Genomic DNA, 20,560 nt, shown 5'->3' on the forward strand with positions numbered 1-20,560 from the left:
TTTGAAGAACGGCAGGCGCTCGGGAGGCGTGAGATCAGGTGGAAGATCGGGAGATGGCTTGGCGGAAAAATCGTGCGGCACGCAGGCTCCGGATATCAGTGTTGATGTAAAGGTGCCTATGGTCGCCCCATTCGCCGCCAAGCTCCAGCGAAATGCTTTGTGCTCATGGGCTTAGCCGATCAAGTGCAGGTAATACGGCAGAATAAGCCCAACAAAAGCATCTAATATTTCGATCATAATAACGCAAAACTTACGCTTTTTATCGATAATAGATTGTTGGATGATTACTCCATCGACTAACCAGCGGCGCCGCGATAAACGGTCCGGCCCTGCTACGGAGGAACTGATCATGCTGCAACTTCGACCTTTCAAATCCCTCGGCGGTGCCGACCATGGCTGGCTGAACGCGCATCACCATTTCTCGTTCGCCAACTATTACGACCCAAGCCGCATGAGCTGGGGCCAGTTGCGGGTATGGAACGACGACGTGATCCAGGCCGGCACCGGCTTCCCACGCCATCCGCACCGCGACATGGAAATCATCACCTACGTTCGTGAAGGCGCGATTACCCACAAGGACAGCCTGGGCAACGAAGGCCGTACCGAAGCCGGAGACGTGCAAGTGATGAGCGCTGGCACCGGCGTGGCCCACAGCGAGTACAACCTGGAAGCGACCGATACCAAGATCTTCCAGATCTGGATCATGCCGGACGAAGTCGGTGCGCCACCTTCCTGGGGTGCCAAGCCGTTTCCGAAAGCCAACCGCGAAGGTTTCGTGACCCTGGCCAGCGGCAAGGCTGACGATGACATCGAGCTGCGCATTCGCGCCAATGCCCGACTGGTTGCCGCCAACCTGAAAGCCGGTGAATCGGCCGAGTACGTGCTGGACGCAGGTCGCCGCGCCTACCTGGTGCCGGCCACTGGCGCCATCGAAGTCAACGGCCTGCAAGCCAGGGCCCGCGACGGTGTGGCAGTCGAAGACGAGCGTGTGCTGCGCGTGACGGCCATCGAAGACAGCGAGATCGTGCTGGTGGACGTGGCGTGATCGAGCAGCAATGAAAAAGCCCCGACGTGTGAGCGTCGGGGCTTTTTTTTGCGTGTGCGGTTGCAAGCCACATAACGGCCTTCGCGAGCAAGCTCGCTCCCACAGGTGCGCAGGGCGTTCGAACAACCTGCGATCCTGTAGGAGCGCGCTTGCCCGCGATCGCGTCAGGTCAGCCACCTTTGAGGCGTCTGGAACAACCCATCGCGGGCAAGCGCGCTCCTACAGTCGGGTGACTCAAGCGATCACTGACACCCCATCGAACCTGTGGGAGTGAGCTTGCCTGCGATCGCGTCAGGTCAGTCACCTTTGAGGCGTCTGGAACAACCCATCGCGGGCAAGCGCGCTCCTACAGTCGGTGGATTCAAGCGATCACTGACACCCCATAGAACCTGTGGGAGTGAGCTTGCTCACGAAGGCGTCAGTCGCCCGAACGCTTACTTCGGGGCAATCGCCGCATCCACCAACACCTGCGCTTCAGCCACCAGGCGCTTGAGGTGCTCTTCGCCCTTGAAGCTTTCGGCGTAGATCTTGTAGATGTCTTCGGTGCCCGAAGGACGCGCCGCGAACCAGCCGTTTTCGGTCATGACCTTCAACCCGCCAATGGCCTGGTCGTTGCCCGGCGCCTTGCTCAGGATGCCGGTGATCTTCTCGCCCGCCAGTTCCGTGGACGTCACCTGCTCCGGCGACAGCTTGCTCAACAGCGCCTTCTGCTCGAAGTTGGCCTTGGCCTCGACGCGGGTCGAAACCGGTTCGCCCAGCTCGTCGGTCAGCGCCTTGTACATCTCGCTCGGGTCACGCCCCTTGCGCGCACGGATTTCCGCCGCCAACAGGGCCGGGATCAGGCCGTCCTTGTCGGTGGTCCAGACTGTGCCGTCGCGACGCAGGAACGACGCACCGGCGCTCTCCTCGCCACCAAAGCCCAGCGAACCTTCGAACAGGCCCTCGGCGAAGAACTTGAAACCCACCGGCACTTCATACAGGCGACGGCCCAGACGCTGGGTGACGCGGTCGATCATGCCGCTGCTGACCACGGTCTTGCCCACGGCCGCATCGGCGCGCCACTGCGGGCGGTTCTGAAACAGGTAGTCGATGGACACCGCCAAATAATTGTTCGGTGCCAGCAAGCCACCGGTCGGGGTCACGATGCCGTGGCGGTCGTGGTCCGGGTCGCAGGCGAAGGCTACCTGGAAGCGGTCCTTGAGGCCGATCAGGCCCTGCATGGCGAAGTTGGACGATGGGTCCATGCGGATCTTGCCGTCCCAGTCCACGCTCATGAAGCGGAAGGTCGGATCGACGTGCTTGTTCACCACGTCCAGGTTCAGGCCGTAGTGCTCACCGATGGCCGACCAGTAGCGCACGCCCGCGCCGCCCAAAGGGTCCACGCCCAGACGCAGGCTGGCGCCACGGATGGCGTCCATGTCGATGACGTTCTTGAGGTCGGCGACGTAGGTGTTGAGGTAGTCATGGCGATGGGTGGTGTCGGCGCGCAGGGCTTTTTCATGGCTCATGCGGGTCACGCCGACGATCTTCTCGGCGAGCAGTTCGTTGGCCTTGGTCTCGATCCACTTGGTGATGTGCGAATCGGCCGGGCCGCCATTGGGCGGGTTGTACTTGAAGCCGCCGCTTTCCGGCGGGTTGTGGGACGGCGTGATGACGATGCCGTCGGCCAGGCCCGAGGTGCGGCCCTTGTTGTAGCAGATGATGGCGTGGGACACCGCCGGCGTCGGGGTGTACTCATCGCCTTCGGAAATCATCACGTTGACGCCATTGGCCGCCAGCACTTCCAGCGCCGACGCCGCAGCCGGAGTGGACAGCGCGTGGGTATCGGCGCCCAGGAACAGCGGGCCGTCGATGCCATTGGCCTGACGGTACAGGCAGATCGCCTGGCTGATGGCCAGGACGTGCCACTCGTTGAAGCTCAGGTCGAACGAGCTGCCGCGATGGCCGGAGGTGCCAAAGGAAACCTTCTGGGTGGCGACCGAGGCGTCAGGTTGCCCGGTGTAGTACGCCGTGACCAGACGAGGAAGATCGACCAGCAATTCTGCAGGCGCCAGTTTGCCTGCGAATGGACTGATACTCATGCGAAACCTCCGTGGATGAAAAAAGAAATTAGCGTCGGCGAAACAGGAAAAAGGCCTGCGGCGCGGCAGTTTACTGGCACTTGGACCGTCGTGCTCGGGTATTGATCCGTAAACCCTTGAGACAAATAGCAGCTGTGATTCAGATTTGCCACCATGCGGGCAACAATTGCTGAATCCTGTGTTCGGCGAAGCGATCATCGATCAGCACCACCACGCCCCGATCCTCCGTGCCGCGGATCACCCTGCCGGCGGCCTGCACCACCTTCTGCATGCCAGGGTAGAGATAGGTGTAGTCGTATCCGGCGCCGAACAACAGGCCCATGCGCTGTTTCAGTTGCTCATTGACCGGATTGACCTGCGCCAGGCCCAAGGTCGCGATGAATGCGCCGATCAGCCGCGCGCCGGGCAAGTCGATGCCCTCGCCGAACGCCCCGCCCAGCACGGCAAAGCCGATACCCTGGCTTTCGGGGGTGAAGCGCTCCAGAAACGCCTGGCGATCAGCCTCGGCCATCCCCCGCGATTGCTGCCACATCGGGATCTGCGGGTGGCTGTCGGCCAGCAGTTGCGCCACCTGTTGCAGGTAATCGAAGCTGCTGAAAAACGCCAGGTAGTTGCCCGGCCGCGCCTGAAACTGCCCGGCCAGCAGTTCGACGATGGGCGCCAGTGACGCCTGCCTATGGTTGAAACGGGTGGATACGTGGCTGGCGATCTGCACCTGGAGTTGCGAGCGCTGAAACGGCGAATCGACGTCGACCCAGGCCGTGGTGTCGGGCAAACCCAGCAGGTCCCGGTAGAAATGCCGGGGGTTGAGTGTCGCGGAAAACAGCACCGTGCTGCGCGCCGCCGTCAGCCGTGGCCGCACGAAACCGGCCGGCACCACGTTGCGCAACGTCAGCCGGGACAAGGCACGCTTGCTGCCCAGTTCACGCTTGCTGATGTCGAACAGGAAGTGCTCATCGAACAGCTCGGCGATGCGCCCGAACTGGATCGCCTCGAAGTAGAAGCCTTGCAGCTCGCCATTGGCGGCCTGGGGGTGGTCGTTGAAATAGTCGCCGAAGGCCGCGACACACAGGTTGAGGCTGGCGATGAATTTAGCCGGCGTTCCCGGATAGGCCTGATACGGCGCGATCTGCTCCTTGTGCAAGGCATTCCAGTCGCGGTTGAGCCGGTTCAGCGACTTCTTCAAAGGCTCAGGCGCGGTCTTGCGCAGCAGGTCGAGGTTGTACTGGTCAAGGCTTGCGCTGTACATCTGCCGGGCGCGCTCGACCATGTTGTGCGCCTCGTCCACCAGTACCGCCACCTGCCACTGGTTGAACTGGCACAACCCGAACAGCAAGGCGTTCAGGTCGAAGTAATAGTTGTAGTCGGCGATCACCACGTCGCACCAGCGGGCCATTTCCTGGCTCAGGTAGTACGGGCAGATATCGTGGCGCAGGGCGACGTCCCGCATGCCGGCCTGGTCGAGCCAGCCCTGTTGCGCCGCTTCCTGGCGCGCTGCGGGCAGACGGTCGTAGAAGCCTTTGGCCAGCGGGCATGAATCGCCGTTGCATGCGTTGGTGGGGTATTCGCAGGCTTTGTCACGCGCCACCAGCTCCAACACCCGCAGTTTGAGCTGCGGGGCACTTTGGCCCAGCACGCCTAGGGCATCCAGCGCCAGTTTGCGGCCAGGGGTCTTGGCGGTGAGGAAGAACAGCTTGTCCAGCTTCTGCCCTGGCATCGCCTTGAGCATCGGGAACACGGTGCCGATGGTCTTGCCAATGCCGGTAGGCGCCTGGGCCATCAGGCAGCGGCCGGTGCTGACCGCCTTGTACACCGACTCGGCCAGCACGCGCTGGCCACTGCGAAAGTCGGCGTGGGGAAATTTCAGGCCGGTGAGTTGGGTATTGCGGTTCTGGACGTAGGCGATTTCCTGGCGCGCCCAGTCCAGGAAAATGCCGCACTGTTGGTTGAAGAAGGCATGCAGTTGTTCAGCCGTATGGCGCTCGCGAATCAGGGTTTCCTGTTCGCTGACGACGTTGAAGTAAACCAGCGCGAGGTTGATCTCGGGCAGTTGCAGCTGCTGGCAGAGCAGCCAGCCGTAGACCTTGGCCTGGGCCCAGTGCAGTTGCCGGTGGTTATCCGGCATGGCGTCGAGCTCGCCGCGGTAGGTCTTCACTTCTTCGAGCTGGTTGAGGCTGGGGTCGTAGCCGTCTGCCCTGCCCCGCACGCTCAGTTCGTGGAAGGTGCCGGAGAGCGCCACTTCGGTCTGGTAATCCGCTGAGCGCCTGCTGGCCACGGTGCGATGCCCGGCGATGCCCTCAAGCGCCGTGGGCGATGGTGTGAAACGCAGGTCCAGGTCCCCGGCCTTGGCGGTAAACTCGCACATGCCGCGCACACCGATCGTGTAGCCCGCAGCGGCCGCAGGTTGGGGAAGGATGGTGGCGATGGAAGTCACGCGGATTCGGGCCGTTGGGCTGACACTGGACGAACGTACAGTTAACCGATCTGCGGCGCCGATGGCAAATGGAAATGGATCGGTGGTGGGTATCTGTTCGAGTCTGATCTGGCTGTCTCGGTGATCTCACCGCCGCTCCCGCCGGCAAGCCGTGCTGCTACGGGTTCAAGGTTTGCCCCGATATCGCGTACATACATCACACCTGTAGCAGCCGGGCTTGCCCGCGGGGGAGATCTTGAGGACGCCGACGCCGGCAAGCCGGACTGCTACGGGCAGGTCAACGCAACATCCGGCTACACCCGCTCCTGCACCAGGGCGTTTCTGATGATCACCAGCATCGACTCGATGTTCTGGCTCCAGTCCGCCGCGCCGCTCAGGCACAGGCTCTGCTGGTGCAAGCCGCGCACGCTGAACAACTCTCCCGGCGCGATCACGATACGCTGTTCCAGCAACCGCTCGAACACCCGCGCCATCTCCACCCGGTGCACGCTCTCCAGCCACAGCGTGGCCCCGCCCTGAGGCTGTTCGAAACGCACCTCCTCGCCCAGGTACTGCTCGACCAGGCCGCCCAACTGCGCCATCCGCTCCTCCAGGCTCTTGCGCAGCCAGTGCAGATGCCGGTCCACCTGCCCCGAGCCATACAGCCGCGCGATAGCCTTCTGCCGAATCGGCGGCAGGCGAAACGAGCGCAGCAGCATCTGCTGGTGCCACAGCGCACTGGAATGCCGACTCAGCAGATAACCGAACGGCGCTTCCAGACCGATGCTCTTGTCGAACGCCCCCAGAATCAGCAGACGCCTGGGGTCGATCAGGTCGCGCAAGGGTTGCGAGTGCTCCACGAAGCACAGTCCGCCGTGGGTGTCGTTCTCCAGCACCCAGACCCCGCTGCGATTCAACACCTCAGCCAGCCGCTGACGCTGCTCAAGCGCCCTGACCCTGCCGCGAATCGGCTGCATGCGCGAAGACAGGATCGCCATCTTGATCTCGCCACGCTTGAGCAGGCCATGGAGTTCCTGGACATCGGTCTCATCGCCGGCCTCGGTGCACCACTCCACCACGCGAATGCCAAAGGATTGCAAGGTGCGCAACAGGCTCCAGCTGCACGGCGATTCCACCAGCACGGCGCAGTCACGCAGTTGCAACGCCTTGAGCACGGTCTTCAGCACGCCGGTCTTGTCCGGGCCGACGAACACGTTGTCCGGGTGCCAGCAGTTCTCGGTGGACGAGGTGTAGTGCGCGGCCAGTGCCGTACGCAGTTCGATGTCGCCAAACGGCTGGAAACGCGGGTCAGGCTGGCAGGGATAGTGACGCACCAGCTCGCGTTCCAGGGTGAGCAAGGCGCCGTCCAGCGACTGCAGCAAGGTGGGCTCGTCAGCGCCGAAGACGAACATGTCGCCGCGCCGGGTGCTGGCCTGGTAACGCTCCAGCGGTGCGTCGCCCTCGCACAGGATGTCGTTACAGGGCTGGGGCAAGGCGTAATAGCCGGATTTGGGCACCGAGCAGATACGGCCTTCCTTTTCCAGTAATGAGTAGGCGTTCTGCACGGTGGAAATGGACACCCGCAAACGCCGGGCCAGCAGGCGCAGCGAAGGCAGCTTGACTGCCGGTCCCTGGGGCAGTTCATTGGTCAGGCGAGACAGGTAGCGGTACACCACCTGGTAGGCAAAATCGGTCTTGTTGTTATTCATCAGGCACACCCCATCCATGCGCAAGGCGCAGGGTCGTTGAGAGAAATCGCCCGTGGTGCGGCCGCCGGAGCCCGGCGCAACGGCATTACGGGCACAATGGTCAGCGACCGGAGATCAGTTCCGAGACCGTCTCGCCGGTTTCCTGGTCGATCGTCGTGACGTGGCCCTTGTCGGGGTCGCTGGCGCGGACTCGGGCAATGATCGAACTGTCGTCGCAGAAGTCCACGCGCCGTTTGGCGTAGAGACTCTGCAGGCCCTTGAGCGTCAGGCCGCTGACATCCACCAGCCACTGGACCACCTGATCCGAAGCCACGTCGCCGGACAGCACCTTGTGCAGATCGCCCAGCGCCACCAGCATGCCGGGATGACAACGGCGCAGAAACGCTTCCAGTTGCGCGCCGCAATCCACGAAGGGCGCGAACATCAGGCAGACCAGTTGCGCCTCGTTCAGGCCGAACGCCTCGAAGCCGTACCCGGCCGCCAGCTCGCGCCGTTCCAGCAATTTATCGGGGCTGTCGTAGGCCGCCATGGCCTGTTCGATCAGGCGTCGCGGCATGCCTTTGCGCCGCATCATGCCCGCCGCCAGTTCCAGGTATTCCTTGATGCCGTCGGCGTATTCACGCCCCTGGACGAATTGCGCCTTGAGCCCGCGCATGTGAGCCATCAGCAGCGGGTTCGCGCAATCCGACTCACTGAAACTGAAGGCCAGATCGTCGAAACGGAACCCCAGGAAATCCGTCAGCAATGGCCAGTGATCCTCGACCCTGAAACCGATCAGGTCGGCCACCGTCAGGAACGCCGGAGTCACGGGCCGGCCCGGATACACCGGCAACCGCGGGGTAAATGCAGGCGGCTCGGCCTCTTCGCCATACAGCTCGTGGTAATAGGCCTGGCCGACGCTGTCGATGGTGCTCAGGGCCGTGCTGAAGCCGAGCTTGTGCCAGTGCTCGACCTTCTGGCCGTTCTGCCGCGCCAGACGCATGATCCAGGTGGCGTACTGCTTCTGCTCCTTGAGCGAATCCCCGCTGAGCACCGCGTCCACACCCTCGCCCCAACAGGCTGCACGGCCGAGGAACTCGGTCATGCCCAGATAGCAGCTGTTGCAGAAGGTGGTGCGGGCGTCCCCTGCGGTCAGGTGCCCGCCCAGCAGCATGTCGGAGCGGTTCTGCTCGCGCCCGGCCGTGGAGAATGGCAAGTCGGGCTCGAAGGCCTGCACGTAGCGGTGATCCACCACCAGCAACTCGACCCGAGGGTCGTCGTGCAGGAACAGCGCCGAGTAACAGCGGTTGATGTTGTCCATCACTGCCGACGTCATCCCCGCATGGCGCATGTTGGCAATGCGCAGGTTGAAGGTGGTGGGCGCCCGGCAGGCGATGCTCAACTGGGCGGCGCGCAACAGGGCCACGGTGTAGGCGCTGTCCTTGCCACCACTGAAGGCCACCAGAATCCTGTATTGCCCGACCCGCTCCATGCCACCGGCGGCCACTATCAGGCGTTGAATCAATAGTTGCAGCGCGGTGCGTTCCGCGCGGTTCAAATAACTCAACAAGCGCTGAAGAACTTGCTGATAGACATATGTCATTGCCTGTTCATGTATGGAACCCATTATCCGATCATCCGTAGTGCAGCCCTGCGACAACATCAAACTCTTGCGACAACACGCGTCATTGAAGAGTTGATCACCTTCTGCGTACCACGCTCAAACAGCGCGTGATGATATTCGCGATCAACTGCTGTCCTGAGTTGAACAGCACTGAAACGCCAGTGACGGGAAAGGCCCGCAAGCCACGGCAGGCGTGCCTTGCAGCGCACCGCATACGGGGTTGGACACAGACAAATATGGAAGACCGATAGTGGCGTGCATCCGGCACCGTATAACCATCGGCCACGACAGACAGTCAGGCATGACTCGTTCCTTGAGTTTTGGTTCACCCCGTCATTATCGGTATCTGATTCACAATTACAAGCTACAGAATGCCGACGGAATGCCTGTCAGCTTTCCACTGAAACATCCACGCTTTTAAACAACTTTGTTTAATGATCGAACACCCTGAACAACACACAGCGCTCTAACTTCGCACACCGGGCAAAGTACACATCCGTTCAACAGGTTCGACCCCATAAACAAAAAAGCCTTCCTGAACGAATCGGGAAGGCTTTGTCGGGTCTTGCATGGCCGGTAAATGACGGGACGGACACCCTGAACCGGTGACCGGATCCACAACGCCGACGCCTGGGCCTGGGCGTCGAACAGTCAGCCTCGCGCGGTAGATTGCGCTCAGGCGGACTCGACTTCCACCACGACACGCCCACCTACCGGGCAGCCGTCCATTACACGATGGGCTTCCACGACCTGCTCGAACGGGAAGACCTTGGTCACCTGTGGCAGCAGCAGTTTGTCGCGGGTCAGCTCGTTGATCTTGAGCAGCGCGCGCTCGACCGCTTCCTTGTCCTGGGGGATACCCAGTTCCGGCTTGCCGGTGAAGTTGCCAACGCAGTGAACGAAGAACTGGATGTTCTTCTGGAACGCAGCGCAGGCCGGGAATTGCACCTGGTTGCCGCCTTGCAGACCGTAGAGGATCAGGCTGCCGCGAGGCGCAAGGGCATCGCCCAGAATCGACATCTGCGGGCCGCCCAGACCGTCGAGGATGACGTTGACGCCAGCCTTGTCGGTGTACTTGTTGATCGCGAGCAGCAAATCCTGCTCCTCGGTCACCACCACCTTGTCGGCGCCCAGGGACGTCAGGTAGCGGCGTGAAGTGCCTTCTTCATCATCGGTCTTGATGGCCGCGATGACTTTCAGGCCCAGCGCCTTGCCCAGTTGCAGGAACGCGGGACCGGCGCAGTGACCGGCATCAGTGATCAGGGCCACTTGCCCTTCTTTCACGCGGGCCAGCTCAACGTAGGCAAAATACGCCACCAGCATCGGGGTGTAGTGCACCGCCGCCTGATTGGGCGTGAGGATGTCCGGGTATTTGGTCACGGAGGTGCGTGGCAGGACGATGAACTCGCCATACACCGGATGCTCGTTAGGGTTGGCGGACGGAAAGCTTGCGACCTTGTCGCCGACCTTCAGGTCATCCACGCCATCGCCGACGGCGGTAATCACGCCGGCCATTTCAGAACCCAGGCCAGCGGGCAGCTTTGCCTGGGACGATGCCAGATTTTGTCGCCACAGCACGTCATACCAGGTGACACCAATCGCCTGGACGCGTATCTGCACCTCTCCGGGTGCTGGCAACGCGGCTTGCTGCTCTTCTACCTTGAGCACCTCGGCCGGGCCAAACTGATGAAAACGGATCGTGCGGGACATTTCGAACCTCGCCTTATGAACCTTGATGCCATGAACTCTATCCGGGCGCTGCCGGTAACACTATCAGTGGCTATTAATAGTCGACATGCCTGTCATCGATTCTGTTGTTGAAAGGCGGTCATTAGATAACCATCGAATGCTCACGTATTCAAGGCGGTCATTGTTCTTTTCTCGTATCGACAATGCAACCCGACGGCCATTTTCCGGATGAACGTACCGCCAGACGGCGCGTAAACTGCGCGGGCGCTGCGGCACACAGGCCAATCGGGTGCTCATACCCATTGGTCAAAATCGCCGGGGCAAGGTTCAGCGCAAATTATCGACGGCCGTGATGGTTAACACGTTGGTATGCTTGCGGATGAATTTAACCGTGCGCAGAATCGGCCAATACCCGTACTATTCGTTCCTGAGCCAAAACCGGCCCTGCCTTGCGGGCGGCCAACGTATCGACCCACGTTCCCGAGACCCCGTCATGAATCGCAACGACCTGCGTCGCGTCGACCTCAACCTGCTCATCGTGTTCGAAACCCTCATGCATGAACGCAGCGTCACGCGTGCGGCGGAAAAACTGTTTCTCGGCCAGCCCGCCATCAGTGCTGCGCTGTCACGCCTGCGCGGGCTGTTCGACGACCCGTTGTTCGTGCGCACCGGGCGCAGCATGGAACCGACGGCCCGCGCCGTGGAAATCTTCGGCCTGCTCTCCCCTGCGCTGGATTCCATTTCCACCGCCGTGAGCCGCGCCGCCGACTTCGACCCGGCCACCAGCACCGCGGTGTTCCGCATCGGGCTGTCGGACGACGCCGAATTCGCCCTGCTGCCGTCGCTGCTCAAGCGCCTGCGCTCCGAAGCCCCCGGCATCGTCCTGGTGGTACGCCGCACCAACTACATCCTGATGCCCTCGCTGCTGTCGTCCGGCGAAATTTCCATCGGCGTCAGCTACACCGACGACCTGCCCGCCAACGCCAAACGCAAGGTGCTACGCCGCAGCCGACCCAAGTTGCTGCGCGCCGATTCCATGCCCGGCGCGATCACCCTGGACGACTTCTGCGCCCGGCCCCACGCGCTGGTGTCGTTCGCAGGCGATCTGGGCGGCTTCATCGACGAGTACCTGGAAAAGATCGGCCGCAAGCGCCACGTCGTACTGGCCGTACCGCAGTTCAACGGCCTGGCGACCCTGATTTCCGGCACCGACATCGTTGCTACCGTGCCCGACTACACAGCCGACGTGCTGACCGCCGCCGGCGGCGTACGCGCAGAGGAACTGCCACTGGAAGCCCGCACCTTCGAACTGCACATGGCCTGGCGCGGCTCCCAGGACAACGACCCCGGCGAGCGCTGGTTGAGGTCACGGATTCAGATGTTTTTTGGCGACCCCGACAGCCTTTGAGAACCGTGGGCATGCCCGCCTGGGCGTGCCCTCCATCGAGCGTTACAGCGGGCAAACCGTGTAATGCTCGAAAATCGCACAACCGTTCGATAATCGCACCAATTCCGCCAAACCCTCTCTACTGTTGCCCGATCTTGCGGCACGCTTAGCGCAACGCAACAAACAACGCCAAGCGCGACTGGCCCCTCCTTCAAAGGACGACGGCCAGACCGACAATCCACACTCCAGGAATGACCAGGAGCTCGCTTTGATCAATAAAACGTTCGAGTCCATCGCCAGCGCGGTGCAGGGAATCACCGACGGTTCAACCATCATGGTCGGAGGCTTCGGCACTGCCGGCATGCCGTCCGAGCTCATTGATGCGCTGATCGATACCGGTACCCGCGACCTGACCATCATCAGCAACAACGCCGGCAACGGCGAGATCGGCCTGGCCGCCCTGCTCAAGGCGGGCAGCGTGCGCAAGGTGGTCTGCTCGTTCCCGCGCCAGTCCGATTCCTATGTCTTCGACGAACTGTATCGCGCCGGCAAGATCGAGCTGGAAGTGGTGCCGCAAGGCAACCTGGCCGAGCGCATCCGCGCAGCGGGTTCGGGCATCGGTGCATTCTTCTCGCCGACCGGCTACGGCACCCTGCTGGCCGAAGGCAAGGAAACCCGCGAGATCAACGGCCGCCAGTACGTCCTGGAGATGCCGCTGCACGCCGACTTCGCGCTGATCAAAGCGTACAAGGGCGATCGCTGGGGCAACCTGATCTATCGCAAGGCTGCCCGCAACTTCGGCCCGATCATGGCCATGGCCGCCAGGACCGCCATCGCCCAGGTCGACCAGATCGTCGAACTTGGCGAACTGGACCCAGAGCACATCGTCACTCCGGGTATCTTCGTCCAGCGCGTGGTCGCCGTTTCCGGCGCCGGCGCTTCTTCGATCGCCAACGCTGTCTGAGGCCTGCCATGACCATTACCAAAAAGCTCTCCCGTACCGAAATGGCCCAGCGCGTAGCCGCAGACATCCAGGAAGGCGCGTACGTCAACCTGGGCATCGGCGCACCGACTCTGGTGGCCAACTACCTGGGCGACAAGGAAGTGTTCCTGCACAGCGAAAACGGTCTGCTGGGCATGGGGCCAAGCCCGGCCGCCGGCGAGGAAGACGATGACCTGATCAACGCCGGCAAGCAGCACGTCACCCTGCTGACCGGTGGTGCTTTCTTCCACCACGCCGACTCGTTTTCGATGATGCGCGGCGGCCACCTGGACATCGCCGTGCTGGGCGCCTTCCAGGTGTCGGTCAAGGGCGACCTCGCCAACTGGCACACCGGCGCTGAAGGCTCGATCCCGGCCGTGGGCGGCGCAATGGACCTGGCCACCGGCGCCCGCCAGGTGTTCGTGATGATGGACCACCTGACCAAGTCCGGCGAAAGCAAGATCGTGCCCGAGTGCACCTACCCCTTGACCGGCATCGGTTGCGTCAGCCGCATCTACACCGACCTGGCCGTGCTGGAAGTGACATCCGATGGCCTGAAAGTGGTGGAAATCTGCTCCGACATCGACTTCGACGAGCTGCAGAAGCTCAGTGGCGTGCCATTGATCAAGTGAGTGCTCCCAGATTGACAAGGTAAGGATTTTTCCTTACCTTGCTCAAAGCTCACCACGAGACGCCATCATGTCTGCCATCCACGAAATCGCCACGCTTACCTCCAAGGGTCAAATCACCCTGCCCAAATCCGTTCGGCAGCTACTGGGACTGGATACGGGTGGCAAGATCGCCTTCGACGTGCGTGACGGAGAGGTGGTCGTCACCCGTGCCGATGCCCCTCACGAAGACCCGGCCATTGGCGCGTTCCTCAGCCTGCTGGAAGCCGACATTCGCGCAGGCCGAAATGTTGAAGCGTTGCCCAGGGATCTGGCGCACACAATGCTCGCGAACGCAGGCCATGACGTGGATCTGGACCAGGATATCGAGGGTGAGGTCGAGCTCTGATGCAGCGCCATGGATGGACACTGCTGTTCCATGAAGGTCTCACCGCCCAGCTTCGCAAACTTCAGTCCGCCGCAGCGCGAGCCGAACAGAGTGATCCGGATGGATTCCAGAGCAACGCAAACGTCAAACTCTTGCGAGCCTTGAGTCAGCTGATTCTGGATGTCGTTCCAGGCGACCCCGCCCGGGATGATTACCGCCAAGGCAACACGCTGGGAACAGCCTATCGCCACTGGCGCAGGGCGAAAATCGGCAGACGCTTCCGGCTGTTCTTCCGCTATGACTCGACCGCCAGAGTCATTGTCTACGCATGGGTCAATGACGAGCAGACACTGAGATCGGCAGGCAGCAGGTCCGATCCATATGCAGTATTCGAAAAGATGCTGGGACGGGGCAATCCGCCCGATGACTGGGACGCGCTGATCGCCTCAACCTGTGGCGACTGGGCTGGAGCTCAATCACGCTGATTTCGAAGGTGCTCTACCCGGCTCACATGACCGTTTTTATACACGCCTGTGACAACCGCCTTCTTCCGATCACCCCATCCAGTCAAAACCCCGAAATAGAGCCTCTGCACAGGTAAATATCATTCCCACTGATATTTACCTTCGTCGTATTCGATTCGTGCAATAAAACCCCCGGGAACAGAATCCGCCCATCTCAATAACATCGGCGGATTTTCCCATGGTTCAGTCACTTACTCCTTTGCGCTATCCCCTTGCCGCGCTGGCTCTGGTGGTGATCAGCGCTTGCGGCCGGACCCCAGAGGCGACGGTTGCCCCCGCAGCGGCGAAAGTCAACGTGGCCAAGGTGCTCGAGCAGCCGGTCAACGAATGGGATGAAGTAACCGCGCGTCTTGAGGCCCCGGAAACCGTGCAGGTGCGTCCTCGCGTCTCCGGTCAGATCGACTCGGTGGCCTTCACCGATGGCGAGCTGGTCAAGAAAGGCGATCTGTTGTTCCAGATCGACCCGCGTCCGTTCGAAGCCGAAGTGCATCGTCTGGAAGCCCAACTGCAACAGGCCAAGGCGGCTTCGGTACGCAGCAACAACGAAGCACAACGTGGCGAACGCCTGCGCACCAACAATGCCATCTCGGCGGAGCTGGCTGACTCGCGGACCACCACCGCCCAGGAATCGAAGGCAGCGGTAGCCGCCATTCAGGCCCAGCTGGACCTGGCGAAACTGAACCTGAGCTTCACCCGCGTTGCCGCACCGATCACCGGTCGCGTCAGCCGTGCGGAAATCACCGCCGGCAACATCGTCACCGCCGATCAGTCGATCCTCACCAGCGTGGTCTCCACCGACAAGGTCTACGCCTACTTCGATGCCGACGAGCGCGTGTTCCTCAAGTACAACCAGCTGGCTCGCGACGGCAAGCGCGGTGCGACCACGCCGGTGTACATGGGCCTGTCCAACGAGGCTGAGAACCCGCACCAGGGCCAGATGAACTTCGTCGACAACCAGGTCAACCCGCGCACCGGCACCATCCGTGGCCGCGCCGTGTTCGACAACAGCAAGGGCGAATACACCCCGGGCCTGTACGCACGCCTGAAGCTGGTCGGCAGCGCCACCTACTCGGCGATGCTGATCAAGGACGAAGCCGTGGGCACCGACCTTGGCAAGAAATTCGTGCTGGTGGTCGACAAAGACAACAAGGCGACCTATCGCAACGTTGACCTGGGGCCGAAACTCGAAGGCCTGCGCATCGTGCGCAGCGGTCTGCAGAAGGACGACCGCATCGTCGTCAGCGGCCTGCAGCGTGTGCGCCCGGGCTCGCCGGTCGATCCGCAGGACACTCAGATGGCCAGCCCGGAAACCCTCGCTGCGCTGCAACAACAGCGCCAAGCACTTGAAGCCAGCAACCAACCCAAGGCCCAGTCGAAACTGGATGCCAAAGTTGCCGCTGCCGCTACGCCACGCGGTTAAGGGACAGACTCGATGAATTTTTCCAAGTTCTTCATTACACGGCCGATCTTCGCAGCGGTGCTCTCGCTGCTGATCCTGATCGCCGGCGCCATTTCGCTGTTCCAGCTACCGATCAGCGAATACCCGGAAGTCGTGCCGCCGACCGTGGTCGTGCGCGCCAACTTCCCCGGCGCCAACCCGAAAGTGATCGGCGAAACCGTGGCCGCGCCACTGGAACAGGCGATCACCGGTGTCGAGAACATGCTCTACATGTCCTCCCAGGCCACCGCCGACGGCAAGCTGACCCTGACCATCACCTTCGCGCTGGGTACCAACCTGGACACCGCGCAGGTGCAGGTGCAGAACCGCGTGACGCGGACCGAACCGAAGCTGCCTGAAGAGGTGACGCGCATCGGTATCACCGTGGACAAGGCCTCCCCGGACCTGACCATGGTGGTCCACCTGACCTCGCCGGATCAGCGTTACGACATGCTGTACCTGTCCAACTACGCGGTGCTGAACATCAAGGATGAGCTGGCTCGTCTGAACGGTGTCGGCGACGTGCAGCTGTTCGGTATGGGCGACTACTCGCTGCGTGTCTGGCTGGACCCGAACAAGACCGCTTCGCGCAACATCACCGCGACCGACGTGGTCACTGCCATTCGCGAGCAGAACCGTCAGGTTGCGGCCGGTCAACTGGGTGCACCTCCCTCCCCGAGCGCCACCAGCTTCCAGATGTCGATCAACACCCAGGGCCGTCTGGTCTCTGAGGAAGAGTTCGAGAACATCATCGTGCGCGCCGGCGAAAACGGCGAGATCACCCGCGTCAAGGACATTGCTCGCGTAGAGCTGGGCTCCAGCCAGTACGCCCTGCGTTCCTTGCTGAACAACCAGCCGGCTGTGGCGATCCCGATCTTCCAGCGCCCGGGCTCCAACGCTATCGACATTTCCAACGAAGTGCGCAGCGAAATGGAACTGCTCAAGAAGAGCTTCCCCGAAGGCATGGACTACAGCATCGTCTACGACCCGACCATCTTCGTGCGCGGCTCCATCGAGGCAGTGGTCCACACCCTGTTCGAAGCACTGATCCTGGTGGTGCTGGTGGTGATCCTGTTCCTGCAGACCTGGCGCGCCTCGATCATCCCGCTGGCCGCCGTGCCGGTGTCGCTGATCGGTACGTTTGCGGTGATGCACCTGTTCGGTTTCTCGCTCAACGCGCTGTCGCTGTTCGGCCTGGTACTGGCCATCGGTATCGTGGTGGACGACGCCATCGTGGTGGTGGAGAACGTCGAGCGTAACATCGAGCTCGGCCACCAACCGATGGAAGCCACGCAGATCGCCATGCGTGAAGTGACCGGCCCGATCATCGCTACCGCACTGGTACTCTGTGCGGTGTTCGTACCGGCGGCGTTCATCTCAGGCCTGACGGGGCAGTTCTATAAACAGTTCGCCCTGACCATTGCCATCTCGACGGTGATCTCGGCGTTCAACTCCCTGACCCTGTCGCCGGCCCTGGCTGCCGTGCTGCTGCGCGCTCACGATGCACCGAAAGACGCCTTCTCGCGTTTCCTCGACAAGCTGCTGGGTGGCTGGCTGTTCCGTCCGTTCAACCGGTTCTTCGTCAAGGCCAGTAACAAGTACGTCGGCACCGTGGGCCGGGTCATCCGCGTCAGTGGCGTGGCACTGGTGGTGTATGCCGGTCTGATCGTCATGACCTGGCTGGGTTTCTCGACCACGCCAACCGGTTTCGTGCCGCAGCAGGACAAGCAATACCTGGTGGCCTTCGCTCAACTGCCTGACGCCGCCAGCCTGGACCGAACCGAAGACGTCATCAAGCGCATGTCGGACATCGCCCTCAAGCAACCGGGCGTGGAAAGTGCCGTAGCCTTCCCTGGCCTGTCGATCAACGGTTTCACCAACAGCCCCAACTCCGGGATCGTGTTCGTGACCTTGAAGCCGTTCGAGGAGCGCAAGCTGGCCAGTGAATCGGCAGGCGCCATCGCCGGCCAGCTCAATGGCAAGTACGCGTCGATCCAGGAAGCCTACATGGCGATCTTCCCGCCACCACCGGTACAAGGTCTGGGCACCATCGGCGGTTTCCGCCTGCAGATCGAGGACCGTGGCAACCTGGGTTACGACGAGCTGTATAAAGAGACGATGAACGTCATCGCCAAGAGCCGCAGCGTGCCGGAACTCGCCGCCCTGTTCACCAGCTACACCGTGAACGTGCCGCAAGTGGACGCCGCCATCGACCGCGAGAAAGCCAAGACCCACGGCGTGGCCATCAGCGACATCTTCGACACCCTGCAGGTGTACCTGGGTTCGCTGTATGCCAACGACTTCAACCGTTTCGGCCGTACCTATCAGGTCAACGTCCAGGCTGAACAGCAGTTCCGTCAGGACGCCGAGCAGATCGGTCAGCTGAAAGTGCGCAACAACCTGGGCGAAATGATTCCGCTGGCGACGCTGCTCAAGGTCACCAACACCTCAGGCCCTGACCGCGTGATGCACTACAACGGCTTCATCACCGCTGAAGTCAACGGTGCTGCAGGTCCAGGCTTCAGCTCGGGCCAGGCCGAAGCTGCGATGAACAAGCTGCTCAAGCAGGAACTGCCCAACGGCATGACTTACGAGTGGACCGACCTGACCTACCAACAGATCCTGTCGGGCAACACCGCGCTGCTGGTCTTCCCGCTCTGCGTACTGCTGGCGTTCCTGGTACTGGCCGCCCTGTATGAAAGCTGGAGCCTGCCGCTGGCGGTCATCCTGATCGTACCGATGACCCTGCTGTCGGCCATCGCCGGTGTGATCATCGCCGGTAGCGACAACAACATCTTCACCCAGATCGGCCTGATCGTACTGGTGGGCCTGGCCTGTAAGAACGCGATCCTTATCGTCGAGTTCGCCAAGGACGAACAGGAGAAAGGCAAGACCCCGCTGGAAGCGGTTCTGGAAGCCTGCCGCCTGCGTCTGCGTCCGATCCTGATGACTTCCTTCGCGTTCATCATGGGTGTAGTGCCTCTGGTGCTGTCCAGCGGTGCCGGTGCCGAGATGCGTCATGCCATGGGCGTGGCGGTGTTCTCCGGGATGCTGGGCGTGACCTTCTTCGGTCTGCTGTTGACGCCGGTGTTCTATGTCCTGATCCGTAACTACGTCGAACGCAAGGAAGCCCGCAAGGCGGCCAAGGCTCAAAGCGTTCAGAAAATCGCTCCGGAGGCTCATTGATGAAGGCTGCAAAACTCTTCCTGCCGAGCCTGTTGGTCCTGGCGCTGGCGGCCTGTGCCGTCGGCCCGGACTACAAGAAGCCGGACACCGCCGCGGCCAACATTCCGGCCGCGACACAGGGCAACTATGACCGTAGCCACATCGAAACCATCTGGTGGCAGCAGTTCGACGATCCGACGCTGAACAAGCTGGTCGCGCAATCGCTGCAGGGCAACCGTGAACTGCGGGTGGCGTTTGCCCGCCTCAAGGCTGCGCGCGCCATCCGTGACGACATCAGCAACGATGCCATGCCGGTGGTGACCAGCCGCGCCAGCAGCCAAATCGGCCGCGCCCAGGTGCCGGGTGAAACCGAGCACCGGGTCAATCAGGAACGCTATGACCTGGGCCTGGACATGGCCTGGGAAATCGACCTGTTCGGCCGCATCCAGCGCGAACTGGAAGCCAGCGAGGCCGACCAGCAAGTGGCCGAGGCCAACCTGTACCAACTGCAGGTGACCATGATCGCCGAGTTGGTGGATGCGTACGGCCAACTGCGCGGTGCGCAACTGCGCGAGGACATCGCCCGGGCCAACCTGAAGAACCAGCAGGAATCCCGTGGCGTCACCGTGCAACTGCGTGACGAAGGCGTGGGTAACGAGATCGACGTGGTGCGTGCCGATGCGCGTCTGGCGGCGGTCGAAGCCAGCATTCCGCAACTGCAGGCCGAGCAGACCCGCGAGCGCAACCGCATCGCTACCCTGCTGGGCGAACGCCCGGATGCAATGACCGCGATGCTGGCGCCGGCCAAGCTGCCAGCGATTTCCAAGGCGTTGCCGATTGGCGATCCGACCAAACTGCTGGAAAACCGTCCTGACGTGCGCAGTGCTGAACGTCAACTGGCGGCGCAAACCGCGCGAATTGGTGTGCAGACCGCCGACCTGTTCCCGCGGGTCAGCCTCAGTGGCTTTCTGGGCTTCACCGCCAGCCGTGGATCGCAAATCGGTTCGAGCGCGGCGCAAGCCTGGGGCCTTGGCCCGAGCATCACCTGGGCAGCGTTTGACCTGGGCAGCGTGAAGGCGCGGATCCGTGGCGCCAACGCCGATGCCGAAGGCGCACTGGCCAACTACGAGCAGCACGTGCTGCTGGCCCTGGAAGAAACCGACAACGCCTTCAGCGACTACGACAAGCGTCAGCAGCGTCTGGTGTCGCTGGTGCGTCAGAGCGAATCCAGCCGCAAGGCAGCGGACCTGGCCAACATCCAGTACCGCGAAGGCACCGCCGACTTCCTGGTGCTGCTGGACGCCGAGCGTGAGCGCCTGGCGGCCGAAGACAGCCAGGCACAGGCCGAGATCGAGTTGTACCGTGGCATCGTCGCCATCTACAAAGCGCTGGGTGGCGGCTGGCAACCGAACGCCTGATCCTTGCAATGCTGCGGTGCCACTTACCGGTTGCACCGCCCAAGCCCCGGGCTCACAAGGTCCGGGGCTTTTTTGTGGGCAGCACGCCTGGCCGGACCACCTTCAATCCT

The 20,560-nt window shown here is 62.1% G+C and carries 14 protein-coding genes; 9 read left to right on the top strand and 5 right to left on the bottom strand.

Features of this window, described 5'->3' with window-relative positions; genetic code table 11:
• The first annotated feature begins 349 nt into the window (after positions 1–349).
• On the top strand, positions 350–1,045 hold the full coding sequence (locus ACIPOO_RS12325; RefSeq protein WP_400607129.1) for a pirin family protein: 696 nt from the start codon (positions 350–352) through the stop codon (positions 1,043–1,045).
• Between the two features lie 434 nt (positions 1,046–1,479).
• Here ACIPOO_RS12325 and pgm read toward each other — a convergent pair whose 3' ends face one another.
• The 5 genes from pgm to ACIPOO_RS12350 all read right to left on the bottom strand — a co-directional run bounded on the left by pgm (position 1,480) and on the right by ACIPOO_RS12350 (position 10,561).
• Entirely contained in the window at positions 1,480–3,126 is a 1,647-nt protein-coding gene (gene pgm / locus ACIPOO_RS12330) for a phosphoglucomutase (alpha-D-glucose-1,6-bisphosphate-dependent) (RefSeq protein WP_400607132.1), read from the bottom strand.
• 139 nt (positions 3,127–3,265) lie between these two features.
• Positions 3,266–5,560, bottom strand: coding sequence for an ATP-dependent DNA helicase (locus ACIPOO_RS12335; RefSeq protein WP_400607134.1), 2,295 nt, complete (start codon positions 5,558–5,560; stop codon positions 3,266–3,268).
• 293 nt (positions 5,561–5,853) lie between these two features.
• The gene (locus ACIPOO_RS12340; RefSeq protein WP_400607137.1) at positions 5,854–7,248 is read right to left on the bottom strand and encodes an aminotransferase class I/II-fold pyridoxal phosphate-dependent enzyme; all 1,395 of its coding nucleotides are present in this window, start codon (positions 7,246–7,248) and stop codon (positions 5,854–5,856) included.
• Positions 7,249–7,348: 100 nt separating this feature from the next.
• Entirely contained in the window at positions 7,349–8,854 is a 1,506-nt protein-coding gene (locus tag ACIPOO_RS12345; protein ID WP_400607140.1) for a hypothetical protein, read from the bottom strand.
• A gap of 672 nt (positions 8,855–9,526) precedes the next feature.
• On the bottom strand, positions 9,527–10,561 hold the full coding sequence (locus ACIPOO_RS12350) for a zinc-dependent alcohol dehydrogenase family protein (protein WP_274130849.1): 1,035 nt from the start codon (positions 10,559–10,561) through the stop codon (positions 9,527–9,529).
• 472 nt (positions 10,562–11,033) lie between these two features.
• Between ACIPOO_RS12350 and ACIPOO_RS12355 the strand changes: the two genes are divergently transcribed.
• From ACIPOO_RS12355 to ACIPOO_RS12390, 8 genes are all read left to right on the top strand, one after another.
• A complete protein-coding gene (locus ACIPOO_RS12355) occupies positions 11,034–11,948 on the top strand; it encodes a LysR family transcriptional regulator (protein WP_274130848.1) in 915 nt (304 codons plus the stop codon).
• Positions 11,949–12,195: 247 nt separating this feature from the next.
• Positions 12,196–12,891: a 3-oxoacid CoA-transferase subunit A gene (locus ACIPOO_RS12360; RefSeq protein WP_400607143.1), complete on the top strand. Its 696-nt coding sequence runs from the start codon at positions 12,196–12,198 to the stop codon at positions 12,889–12,891.
• An 8-nt stretch (positions 12,892–12,899) separates the two neighbouring features.
• Positions 12,900–13,541, top strand: coding sequence for a 3-oxoacid CoA-transferase subunit B (locus tag ACIPOO_RS12365; protein WP_400607145.1), 642 nt, complete (start codon positions 12,900–12,902; stop codon positions 13,539–13,541).
• A gap of 67 nt (positions 13,542–13,608) precedes the next feature.
• A complete protein-coding gene (locus ACIPOO_RS12370; RefSeq protein WP_274130845.1) occupies positions 13,609–13,926 on the top strand; it encodes a type II toxin-antitoxin system PrlF family antitoxin in 318 nt (105 codons plus the stop codon).
• Positions 13,926–14,390: a type II toxin-antitoxin system YhaV family toxin gene (locus ACIPOO_RS12375; RefSeq protein ID WP_400607147.1), complete on the top strand. Its 465-nt coding sequence runs from the start codon at positions 13,926–13,928 to the stop codon at positions 14,388–14,390. The genes ACIPOO_RS12370 and ACIPOO_RS12375 overlap by 1 nt, the downstream gene beginning before the upstream one ends.
• 217 nt (positions 14,391–14,607) lie before the next feature.
• Complete coding sequence (gene mexE / locus ACIPOO_RS12380) at positions 14,608–15,849, top strand: multidrug efflux RND transporter periplasmic adaptor subunit MexE (RefSeq protein WP_274130843.1); 1,242 nt, start codon at positions 14,608–14,610, stop codon at positions 15,847–15,849.
• Between the two features lie 12 nt (positions 15,850–15,861).
• A complete protein-coding gene (locus ACIPOO_RS12385; RefSeq protein WP_400607150.1) occupies positions 15,862–19,053 on the top strand; it encodes an efflux RND transporter permease subunit in 3,192 nt (1,063 codons plus the stop codon).
• Positions 19,053–20,450 (top strand): efflux transporter outer membrane subunit, encoded by a 1,398-nt coding sequence (locus ACIPOO_RS12390; RefSeq protein WP_274130841.1) that lies wholly within the window; start codon positions 19,053–19,055, stop codon positions 20,448–20,450. The genes ACIPOO_RS12385 and ACIPOO_RS12390 overlap by 1 nt, the downstream gene beginning before the upstream one ends.
• Positions 20,451–20,560: the final 110 nt, after the last annotated feature.

Source organism: Pseudomonas sp. NPDC090201 (assembly GCF_044746825.1).
Taxonomy (GTDB): domain Bacteria; phylum Pseudomonadota; class Gammaproteobacteria; order Pseudomonadales; family Pseudomonadaceae; genus Aquipseudomonas; species Aquipseudomonas putida_AD.